Source organism: Morganella psychrotolerans (assembly GCF_001676055.1).
Classification (GTDB): domain Bacteria; phylum Pseudomonadota; class Gammaproteobacteria; order Enterobacterales; family Enterobacteriaceae; genus Morganella; species Morganella psychrotolerans_B.
On the sequence record NZ_LZEX01000042.1, the window covers coordinates 1 to 11,071 of the forward strand.

Sequence of the window (11,071 nt, forward strand, 5' to 3'; positions counted from 1 at the left end):
CCATCCCGAACGGTGGTCCGGAGATACCCGGAACTGGCAAAGAAAAGAGACCGTCACCCTGAATCCTGAGCGGGAAAAACAGGCTGCCTAAATTAACAAAGGGTGACAACTACCTTGACACTTACCGCTATTTCCCGCCTGTTTTTTAGAGACTGTAAATTAAATTGTGTAATTGCCTGAATTTGCTATGTTCATATTCACAACGGAGTCAGGCAACATGATGAACGAACAAAAACTAAAAGACCTTGCAGCAGAATTTGCTAAAGGAATCAAAACAGAAGACGATCTCAATCAATTCACCCGATTGTTGACTAAACTCACTGTTGAAACGGCTCTCAATGCCGAACTTACCGAACATCTCGGACATGAAAAGAATGCTCGTAAGAACGGTTCAAATGCTCGTAACGGTTATTCCAGTAAGACCGTGCTGAGCGATGATGGTGAGATTGAGATCACCACACCACGAGATCGTGATGGCACATTTGAGCCACAGCTAATTAAAAAGAATCAGACTCGTATCACGCAAATGGATAGCCAAATTCTATCCCTTTATGCCAAAGGCATGACTACCCGTGAAATCGTGGCTACTTTCAAAGAAATGTACGATGCTGATGTATCGCCAACGCTTATTTCCAAGGTGACTGATGCTGTTAAGGAGCAAGTCGCTGAATGGCAAAACCGTCCGCTGGATGCACTCTATCCCATCGTCTATATGGACTGTATTGTAGTTAAAGTCCGTCATAATGGCAGTGTTATCAACAAGGCTGTATTCCTTGCCTTAGGCATTAATCTTGATGGACAGAAAGAACTGCTCGGCATGTGGATGGCTGAGAATGAAGGTGCAAAGTTCTGGCTGAATGTCCTGACTGAGCTTAAAAACCGAGGGTTGCAGGATATTCTGATCGCCTGTGTGGATGGACTAAAAGGCTTTCCTGATGCCATTAACAGCGTATACCCGCAAACCCATATCCAGCTGTGCATTATCCATATGCTGCGTAACAGCTTGAAATACGTATCATGGAAAGATTACAAGGCGGTCACTCAGGATTTAAAAGCCGTTTATCAGTCACCTACTGAAGAGGCAGCCTTGATGGCCTTGGATCAATTCGCCCAAACATGGGATGACAAGTACCCACAGATCAGCAAAAGCTGGCGTACACACTGGGAGAATCTAAATACCTTCTTTGCTTATCCAGCCGAGATACGCAAAGCCATCTATACCACCAATGCGATCGAATCATTAAACAGCGTAATACGTCAGGCGATCAAAAAGCGTAAAGTCTTTCCAACGGATGATTCTGTACGTAAAGTGATTTACCTGGCCATTGATGCAGCATCTAAAAAGTGGAATATGCCGATTCGCGACTGGCGTTTAGCCATGAGCCGCTTTATTATTGAATTCGGTGACCGCTTAAGCAATCACCTTTAAATTGATGAAAAGCAATTACACAAAATTATTTACAGGCTCCAAAATATTTATGCAAAAAAGCCGTTTTTTAATGACTGCAATAATATTTAGAGGCTCTTAAAATCAAGATTTACTAAAATCTTTTAAAATATTTTCTAGTAAATATCTTTTGCCAATTTTATTTAAATTGACTGCTAAAATTTGTACATCATAAAAAGAGTCTTGCATAATAAGACAACGATACTCATTCATTTGATGCGTTAAACGATTTACAAGGTCTTCTGGACAGTGTTCGACTAATTTTTTAAAGGCTAGATAAGACTCTTCAAATTTTCCAAGTTTGTATGCATTTAAGCACCATTCATATAGTGACCAAAATTTATAAATATCTTTTTTTAAAAATAAACGATTACCTTCTGGCATTTTTATTTCACTAGCTTGTTTGGCAAAACAGTAAGCCAATTCAGGATGATGATCCCAACTATGTCGTCTAGCCGAATGATACCAACACTCTGCCCTTTGTGGGTCATAAGCTATCCCCATCTGCCAATACGATAGTGCGTCTTTATAATTTTTTTCACTTTCATAAAGTAAGCCTAATTGTTCAAAACTACAGTATTTCTCATCATACCAACCCGTATCTAATTCAGCCCGCTTTAGATACCATTCAATTGCTTTATTAATCTGTCCAGCATCTTTATATGATTGTGCACAATAGAATGCATAACGTGGCAATAAATCTGGATCATCACCAGCGATATAAGCTATTTCAAGGATTTTGGCATCTTTTAAGTATTTGTCTTTATCTAAACTCCGGTTACCCTTTCGACCTGAGATAACGACATAATCGCCTTGAACTTCCCCTACCTCTTGTTCATTTTTATTTTCTAAATATTCATGTAAAACACCACGCCAATGATACTGATCATTATTTTTAATAATGAGTTTTCTTAAATATTTTACAGAGAGATCTTCATTGGAAAGTTGAAAATAATAAGCATCTTTCTGTAAAGCCGGTAGACTTAACTCACCTATTAAAGAATCATCTGCATCAAAAATAAGAATGTAATCACTTTTTCCAAGACAAGCTTTTAAAGCAATATTACGGTTATAACTAAAATTTTGCCAAGCTTCATAAATTATCTCACCTTGAATATTTTTCGCTTTAAAAAAGTTTTCGATAATCTCTGGTGTACGATCACTAGATCCAGTATCTGAGATTACCCAGTAATCCAACTTAAAATGTTGACATATATTTTCTAATGTTTGTTCAATGATATGACTTTCATCTTTTACAATCATATTTAAGCAAAGTGTCATATTTTTTCTCTTTGATTCTATTTACATACTTCTATATGAAAGAAACCTTGCATTGCAAGGCTTCTTGAAGGATTTCTTTTAAGAATAAGAATACTTAAATACTAGAATTAGAAATTCACTTTCCAACCAATATTTCCAATGAAATCGCTATAGTTATTACTACCCATCTGATATGAAAGATTAAACAATGCATAACTGTTTTTGCTTGTTTGTCCTTCAACACCAAATTTAATTTCACCCAAATTTGAGTTACCAGAAATACCATAGTAACTATTATCTAACTTCACAAGTTTGTCTTCAGAATTATAAATCCAATTTAATGCGACGTATGGGCGATAGTTTGAGCTCGCTGCAATATCTGTAGGGACCACAAGAAAGGCTTTTGCACCAAGACGAGTTTGAATATTGCCCTTGCCTTTATCAATTAGCGTACCTGTAGATTTCTCTTTAAATGAATTTAATTGAACATCTTGGTAAATAAATTGACCTTGCGGTTGAATCCAATAACTAACGCCTTCACTTTGTCCAAATTTATAACTAGAACCAGCTTCTATTGAGGCAGTAATCCCTGAAGAGTCATATTTTTCTGTTCCAAAATCTTGTCCAGATACTTCATTTTTAAACTTACTCCACATTGCCCATGTATCTAGATATGCACCAGTTTTTTCAGTCGGATTTTCAAACCAGGTTCCATACAAACCAAAGCCATAACCATCTATTTTTGAAGATGATTTATAATTTGTAATAGATGATTTGGAATCACTCCGTGCATTACCATAAGCAGCCATTAATCCGACATTATATTCATCTTTTTCGCCAAATTTTGCCAAACCTAAACCTACATGTAAAAGATAATGATGACCATCGGTATCAATCTGTCCAGATTTATCTTCAAATTCATTATAGCTCCCTACAGCTCTTAACCAAAGTTGACCAACATCATCTTTATTCATATTGGTGTATTCACTTGCACCAATACGATCTTCTAAACGATGGACAAATAAGTTATTAGCAATATTGGCATTAAAAGTATAACTACCAACCTCTGGGCGAATGACTGGTTGATATGGACCTGTAGGACCTGTTGCACCCGTAGAACCAGTCGCTCCTGTAGGACCAGTCGCTCCTGTAGGACCTGTTGCGCCAGTATCACCCGTTTCACCTTTCATATTGAAACTTTCAAGATACCAGTCACCATCTGCATGTTTATTTAAAAGATATTCGTAACCACCTTTAACAACACGACGTTGTAAAAGAAATTCACCATTGGATGCTCCATCGATGTCATACATCAAAATGGATTCTTTTCCAGTTGGATCAACCAGATTTAAGTTATTGACCCAAACCCAATCAATACCTTTATCGATCACATTGCCCGTAATTTTGACATTATCTGTATATGATTTACCGTCTACACCTAAATCACCACTCTGTCCAAGACCCGTTAAATAAGAGTCCATTAGCCAAGTATTATTTCCAGTTGTATAGTCGCCAGTAATGGTTAATTTATCTCCAGCCACACCATTAGCCAGATCAATTTGAGAGTTGGATGCAACAACGTTTCCTTTTAAGTTAAAAGCAGATTGTGTATTTATAAGTAAATTACTGCGATTCACATCATGAGCAACTAGTTGTGAATTTATTAAATTTAGTGTTGTAAAGTTTGCTTGAGTACTATTTCCATTCGCTTCTAATTGCCATGTAGCATTATTTTTTAAATTAAGGTTTAAAGTAGAGCTGTCTGTTTTATTTACAAGTCCCTGCATATATCCGTTTTCAAAATTATAATTGACTTGGCTTGGCGTTGTACTTGCTCCTTGAACATCAATCAAATATGCATTATTTCCTGTATTAGAGATCAGTGAAGTGTTATCACCTCTAGCAGAGAAAATATAGTTTTTCTGGTTTGTTCCTACAGTAATTAAACTTGCCGTATTTGTGGCTGTTTTATTGATGACTAAATTATTAAATGTTGTTGTCGTCTGATCTGTGTCCTGACTTGAATTACCACTAATACTAATAGCCTCTTTGCCTGCTTTGATTTCGGTACTAGAAGTCTCCGAGTTAGCATCTAATAAAGCGCCCTGCCAAATAATATCAATTGCTGAATCATTAACTGCTTTTGTCGTATCAATTACCATTTTTCCTTTAGAATACAAACGACCCTCGCCTGTACCAACTGATGCTGTTTTCCCTAGACGAATGGCATTTGCACGAGTAGATGTGCTCTCAATACTGATATTACTGTTGTTTAAATGAACTTCTGGTACTACACCACCTTGCTCCGAACCCGAAATATAGATTCCAATGGCATCGTTTTTTTGATTTTTAATATCAATGTTTAAATCTTTATTCACCTCTACATAACCAGCACTACCATTACCAGAAGATTGTGGTGCTCCTTGAATTGCACGAATACCAACAACTAATGGATAGAAACCACCAAGCAATGAATGATTATTCGCACTCATTTTAATATTTAAATTGTCAAAGATAGCCTTTGATCTTATTCCGTTAAAAGGTGCAGTTTCTCCAGAGCTGACACTTGAACCAGCAACTACACCATAATGTTCAAATCGTTCACCAAATGTTGATCCCCTAGGTAGGTCTAACATAGTGAGATTCAACGTACCAATGGTTGATGTACCTCCATGCGATACTCCCAATCCTACTTTTGCAATACTATCTCCGTTCAGATTACTACTATTCGCATCTAAATTTGTAATCGTGAGATCGAGTTTTTTTCCAGCGGCATTAAAAGCAGATGTAAAATTAGGTGCAGTTCCATAGACTGAAATCCCCCCCGATCCCTTAAGTGTTGTGGTTAAATCATTGGTCAGCGTTATGCTTCTGTTGGCTTTTTGGCTATAAACTAAAAACCCAGTATTCCAAATACTTGTATTTCCTATTTCAGGTAAAATGCTGGATACTTCACAGTTAATATTTGCTCCAGTATTATTTGCATTATTCACTGTAACTGAGCCATTTGATCCTTGAGTACACTCTACGGCTAAACTCGAAGATGAAATCAGAACACCACCAATCAATAAAGCCGTTTTCGATGATGATTTCCCTTTTCGCCCAAGCTCTGAACATACAATCCATTGGCCCAATGAATTATTCCATATTAATTTAAAGATTTTATTCATACTAACCTCACTCTATTGTAAAAAAATAATACACAAGTCACAAAATTATATATTAAAAATGCAAAAATAGTACGATTAATGTACTACACATAACCCTAAAAGGTAAGCGTCCGCTGAACCCCATGCCTATTTTTTAATTCGGTTCAGGTTTCCAGCAGTGTGGCAGCAATTCTTCAATTTGGGTCACTTTGTGTGTCGGCAGCCTTTTCAGCACATCACTTAAATAGGCATACGGATCCAAGCCATTCAGCTTTGCTGACTGGATTAACGTCATGATGTTTGCCGCTCGCTGACCACTGCGCAGCGAACCTGCAAACAGCCAGTTCTTGCGCCCCAACGCCCAGGGACGCATCTGATTGTCGGGTAGTCAGACGCAGTTACGGGGTTCAAGGTCCAATGATGTAAAAAACCACGCTAAGAGGTTAATTCATTGTTTGTATTGAAATTTAATGGTCTTAACTCGCCCTTCAGAATATCTTCCGGTAACGAAAACGTATAATGCCCCAGCAGGCACTGTTGCAAATAGTCGGTGGTGATAAACTTATCATCCCCTTTTGCTGATGGAGCTGCACATGAACCCATTCAAAGGCCGGCATTTTCAGCGTGACATCATTCTGTGGGCCGTACGCTGGTACTGCAAATACGGCATCAGTTACCGTGAGCTGCAGGAGATGCTGGCTGAACGCGGAGTGAATGTCGATCACTCCACGATTTACCGCTGGGTTCAGCGTTATGCGCCTGAAATGGAAAAACGGCTGCGCTGGTACTGGCGTAACCCTTCCGATCTTTGCCCGTGGCACATGGATGAAACCTACGTGAAGGTCAATGGCCGCTGGGCGTATCTGTACCGGGCCGTCGACAGCCGGGGCCGCACTGTCGATTTTTATCTCTCCTCCCGTCGTAACAGCAAAGCTGCATACCGGTTTCTGGGTAAAATCCTCAACAACGTGAAGAAGTGGCAGATCCCGCGATTCATCAACACGGATAAAGCGCCCGCCTATGGTCGCGCGCTTGCTCTGCTCAAACGCGAAGGCCGGTGCCCGTCTGACGTTGAACACCGACAGATTAAGTACCGGAACAACGTGATTGAATGCGATCATGGCAAACTGAAACGGATAATCGGCGCCACGCTGGGATTTAAATCCATGAAGACGGCTTACGCCACCATCAAAGGTATTGAGGTGATGCGTGCACTACGCAAAGGCCAGGCCTCAGCATTTTATTATAGTGATCCCCTGGGCGAAATGCGCCTGGTAAGCAGAGTTTTTGAAATGTAAGGCCTTTGAATAAGACAAAAGGCTGCCTCATCGCTAACTTTGCAACAGTGCCCATTGCCAAGATCGTCGCGGCAAGGCTGTTTACCGTAAAAAATTTACACGGCCAAAGTTAATCGAATTTTTGGCGACATGCCCCGCTACAACCATCGCAATGGAAGCCTGTGGTGGCTCTCACTTTATGGCACGCAAGTTGGAAGAGTTGGGGCATTTTCCTAAGCTGATATCACCACAATTTGTCCGTCCATTCGTTAAAAGTAACAAAAACGACTTTGTCGACGCCGAAGCTATTTGTGAAGCTGCATCGCGTCCGTCTATGCGTTTTGTACAGCCCAGAACTGAATCTCAGCAGGCAATGCGTGCGCTGCATCGTGTCCGTGAATCCTTGGTTCAGGATAAGGTAAAAACAACCAATCAGATGCATGCTTTTCTGCTGGAATTTGGCATCAGCGTTCCACGAGGAGCTGCCGTTATTAGCCGACTGAGTACCCTTCTTGAGGACAATAGTTTGCCTCTATACCTCAGCCAGTTATTGCTGAAATTACAACAGCATTATCACTATCTTGTTGAGCAGATTAAAGATTTGGAATCCCAGTTGAAACGAAAGTTGGACGAAGATGAGATTGGACAGCGCTTGCTGAGCATTCCCTGCGTCGGAACACTGACAGCGAGTACTATTTCAACTGAGATTGGCGACGGGAAGCAGTACGCCAGCAGTCGTGACTTTGCGGCGGCAACAGGGCTAGTGCCTCGACAGTACAGCACGGGAGGTCGGACGACATTGCTGGGAATTAGTAAGCGAGGTAACAAAAAGATCCGAACTTTGTTGGTTCAATGTGCCAGGGTATTCATACAAAAACTGGAACACCAGTCTGGCAAATTGGCCGATTGGGTCAGGGATCTACTGTGTAGGAAAAGCAACTTTGTCGTCACTTGTGCTCTGGCAAACAAGCTGGCCAGAATAGCCTGGGCCCTAACGGCACGACAGCAAACTTATGTAGCATAACGGCAGAAATACACCGGTTTAAAGAATCACTGATCTGGTTTTGCGAATACTGATATTGATGATACTAACGGCCCACCGGCCTGTTGAGGAACCTGTAAAACGGAAAGGCTCATTGAAGCCGTATATTTTCTGGAGGTTCATCAGGCGCGGAACTCATCGAGGCGCGGGAATAAAATCCCATTCAGACGCCGGATAGATTCAAGCAAGCCAATTTATCGTCAAAATCGGTGTTGCAAAAACGGGAGTGACCATAGATTCCTTTTTCCAAGCGGACCCCGTTAAGCCGCTATCGGCACGATGTATGCAATCGCTCTGTTTCGCACACAGAAACGCCGCAGCCCCGCCATTCGGGAGTCAATCAGAAGCGCCTTGGTCAAAAAACAGTTTTAGCGTAGTTTATTCCGTTTTCCAAGCAGAAACCTTTTTAATCTGGATACTGGTCATCTAACTGTTTACTTCGAATATCTGATGATATTTTAGAACAAGCTTTTATTAATTCGTTTAATACTATGGATATTTTTGAAAAATCATAGCTCTCATATGCTTTGCTACCCGTATTTAGCTTCATGAATCTTTTAGTGTAATAGTCTTTATTTTCTAAGGAAGTTGCGATTAAGTGGTCCGCAGCTCCCGATATGACGCCCCAAACCGTCCTTTATCGACGTCCTGTGGCTCAATTTTCCAATTTTCAGCCCAAAATCGTCTCTTCGTGGCTGATTTTGGCCCTGTTTCAGGCCAATTTCCTCATTTCAGGTAGATCTCGCCTGTGCCCGTATCAATTGGTCAACTCGAACCAGGTTCGCCAGGGTGAATAACATCGCCAGTTGACTGTCATTTTTAGCCAGCCCCTTGTACCTGGCTTTGACGAAACCAAACTGACATTTTACTATCCGAAATGGATGCTCAACCTTCGCTCGGATACTCGCTTTCAGGTATTCGTAACGGATGGCCAGCTTGTTCTTGCGCGGGTGTTGCTTCAATGCATTCACTTTGCCGGGACGCTTGGCGATAAGCCAGTCTGCGCTGACATCGCTGAGCTCATCGCGCTTTTCGGCCCCCTGATAACCAGCATCGGCTGAGATAAATTCCTCATCGCCATGCAGTAACTTGCCAACCTGATTGAGGTCGTGCTCGTTAGCCGCCGTGGTCACCAGACTGTGGGTCAGGCCACTTTTGGCGTCCACGCCAATGTGCGCTTTCATGCCGAAGTACCACTGGTTACCTTTCTTGGTCTGGTGCATGTCTTCATCACGGCTGTTGTGTTTGTTTTTGGTAGAGCTGGGGGCTTGAATGATGGTGGCATCCACCAAGGTGCCCTGGGTCATTAGAACGCCACACTCTGCTAGCCAGTGATTAACGGTACTGAAGATTTTGCGGGCCAGTTCATGCTGCTCCAGCAAATGCCGGAAATTCATGATGGTAGTGCGGTCTGGAATGGCTTTATCCAGTGACAGGCGAGCAAATTGGCGCATGGAGGCGATTTCATAGAGGGCATCTTCCATGGCCTCATCGCTCAGGTTGTACCATTGCTGCATGCAGTGAATACGCAGCATGGTTTCCAGCGGATAGGGCCTGCGACCATTACCGGCCTTGGGATACACAGGCTCGATAACGCCAAGTAATTTGTCCCAGGGAAGCAAGTCATCCATTCTGCCAAGGAAAACTTCTTTGCGGGTCTGGCGGCGTTTACTGGAAAACTCACTGTCGGCAAAAGTCAGTTGCTGGCTCATCCGGTTACTCATTCTGGGTTCAGGTTACAACACGATGATCTCACATCTCGGACTTATTCGCACCTTCCTTAGCTACATAACTGTCTATTTCAGCCTTACAAACTTTGAGATCTTCAATCCATCCCATACCTTGAGGTTTGGTGCCGGTCGCTGACTCTTGAATAGCCGAACTAAGGCCAGCGCCAATAAGTATATTTAAGTGTTCAGACTGAAAAAGGGCAGTTAACCAAGGTTCTACTCTTGAACGCAAAAAGTCAGGAGTGATTTTATCTTCTGGTTTTGCCCATGCGCAGTGTCCAACGACTTTAAATGCACCAACTTCGCTGTGTGGGTCCAACTGAACCGGAGATTGGTCATCTCCAAGCTTTAAATATTGACTCAATTTGAATACATCCTTTTTTCGAGTTTAAACATTGCTAAATAGAAGCCGTTCAGGCATTTAAGAATGCTCATCTTTCTTATTTATTATTGGAAAGATGAATATTGTTAGTAACCGTTTTTCTTTTCAGCCTAAAATACGTCGCCCGTGATATACCCGTTTTTTCCATTACCTCTTTAACTTGTACGTCCTTATTGATCAATTCATTAGCTAATTCAGCCTTTTTATGAGGCTTTCTTCCAAATTTGACGCCCTTAATCATAGCTGCCTGCCGCCCATCGTTAGTTCGCTCCAAGATCCTTTCACGTTCCGCCTCGGCAACAGCTGCTAATATCTGGATAACCATTTTTCCCATAGTGCCTTCAGTACTAAGCCCGTTCTCAAGAAAGCGAATAGCGATGCCTTTTTTATAGCAAGTATCCACGATGCGAATCATATCTGCGGTATTACGTCCAAGGCGATCCATTTTAGTACAGAGAATAATGTCATCTTTCTCCGCTCTGGCAAGGAGTCGCTGTAGCCCTTCGCGCTCATCAGTTGCTCCCGACATCATGTCAGTAAACACTCGATCATCCCTCACTCCCGCTGTGTTGAGTTCAGTAATCTGGCTCGTCAGTTTCTGATGGCTGGTTGATACTCTTGCATACCCTAATAATGCCATTTTGGTCTCATAAATCGATATTGATACTGCGTAGTATCATAAGGCATAAATCACGATTTTTGATACTTATGTTTAGGGCCGTTTTCATTGGTCTCAAAAATTATAATATTTGAGACGGTTAAAAAATGAACAGAACTCCCGTTT

The 11,071-nt window shown here is 41.5% G+C and carries 7 protein-coding genes and 2 pseudogenes; 3 read left to right on the forward strand and 6 right to left on the reverse strand.

The features are described 5' to 3' along the window. Window positions 1-220 precede the first annotated feature (220 nt). Window positions 221-1,429 (forward strand): IS256 family transposase, encoded by a 1,209-nt coding sequence (locus AYY17_RS15675; RefSeq protein ID WP_032028744.1) that lies wholly within the window; start codon window positions 221-223, stop codon window positions 1,427-1,429. A gap of 102 nt (window positions 1,430-1,531) precedes the next feature. Here the strand turns inward: AYY17_RS15675 and AYY17_RS15680 are convergent, their stop codons facing one another. The 3 genes and pseudogenes from AYY17_RS15680 to AYY17_RS15690 form a co-directional block, all read right to left on the reverse strand. Then, on the reverse strand, window positions 1,532-2,728 hold the full coding sequence (locus tag AYY17_RS15680; protein ID WP_059387039.1) for a glycosyltransferase: 1,197 nt from the start codon (window positions 2,726-2,728) through the stop codon (window positions 1,532-1,534). Window positions 2,729-2,835: 107 nt separating this feature from the next. Continuing rightward, a complete protein-coding gene (locus tag AYY17_RS15685; protein ID WP_082981427.1) occupies window positions 2,836-5,877 on the reverse strand; it encodes an autotransporter outer membrane beta-barrel domain-containing protein in 3,042 nt (1,013 codons plus the stop codon). Between the two features lie 133 nt (window positions 5,878-6,010). Next, window positions 6,011-6,238, reverse strand: a pseudogene (locus tag AYY17_RS15690) (transposase domain-containing protein); the annotation flags it as partial. A 211-nt stretch (window positions 6,239-6,449) separates the two neighbouring features. Between AYY17_RS15690 and AYY17_RS15695 the strand changes: the two are divergent. Then, a complete protein-coding gene (locus AYY17_RS15695; RefSeq protein ID WP_036982846.1) occupies window positions 6,450-7,154 on the forward strand; it encodes an IS6-like element IS26 family transposase in 705 nt (234 codons plus the stop codon). A gap of 52 nt (window positions 7,155-7,206) precedes the next feature. Beyond that, window positions 7,207-8,157, forward strand: a pseudogene (locus AYY17_RS15700) (IS110-like element IS4321 family transposase); the annotation flags it as partial. Between the two features lie 749 nt (window positions 8,158-8,906). On the opposite strand, the gene AYY17_RS15705 reads toward AYY17_RS15700, so the two are convergent. The 3 genes from AYY17_RS15705 to AYY17_RS15715 all read right to left on the reverse strand — a co-directional run bounded on the left by AYY17_RS15705 (window position 8,907) and on the right by AYY17_RS15715 (window position 10,927). Next, complete coding sequence (locus AYY17_RS15705) at window positions 8,907-9,887, reverse strand: IS5-like element ISEc68 family transposase (RefSeq protein WP_000082736.1); 981 nt, start codon at window positions 9,885-9,887, stop codon at window positions 8,907-8,909. Window positions 9,888-9,927: 40 nt separating this feature from the next. Next, window positions 9,928-10,269, reverse strand: a complete 342-nt coding sequence (locus AYY17_RS15710; RefSeq protein ID WP_067425143.1) for a hypothetical protein — start codon at window positions 10,267-10,269, stop codon at window positions 9,928-9,930. A gap of 76 nt (window positions 10,270-10,345) precedes the next feature. Continuing rightward, entirely contained in the window at window positions 10,346-10,927 is a 582-nt protein-coding gene (locus AYY17_RS15715) for a recombinase family protein (RefSeq protein ID WP_001196200.1), read from the reverse strand. Window positions 10,928-11,071: the final 144 nt, after the last annotated feature.

What these genes read in the sequence shown, in the direction of transcription:
- AYY17_RS15675 (WP_032028744.1), top strand. Translation starts at nt 221, where the DNA reads ATGAACGAACAAAAACTAAAAGACCTTGCAGCAGAATTTGCTAAAGGA.
- AYY17_RS15680 (WP_059387039.1), bottom strand. Translation starts at nt 2,728, where the DNA reads ATGACACTTTGCTTAAATATGATTGTAAAAGATGAAAGTCATATCATT.
- AYY17_RS15685 (WP_082981427.1), bottom strand. Translation starts at nt 5,877, where the DNA reads ATGAATAAAATCTTTAAATTAATATGGAATAATTCATTGGGCCAATGG.
- AYY17_RS15695 (WP_036982846.1), top strand. Translation starts at nt 6,450, where the DNA reads ATGAACCCATTCAAAGGCCGGCATTTTCAGCGTGACATCATTCTGTGG.
- AYY17_RS15705 (WP_000082736.1), bottom strand. Translation starts at nt 9,887, where the DNA reads ATGAGCCAGCAACTGACTTTTGCCGACAGTGAGTTTTCCAGTAAACGC.
- AYY17_RS15715 (WP_001196200.1), bottom strand. Translation starts at nt 10,927, where the DNA reads ATGGCATTATTAGGGTATGCAAGAGTATCAACCAGCCATCAGAAACTG.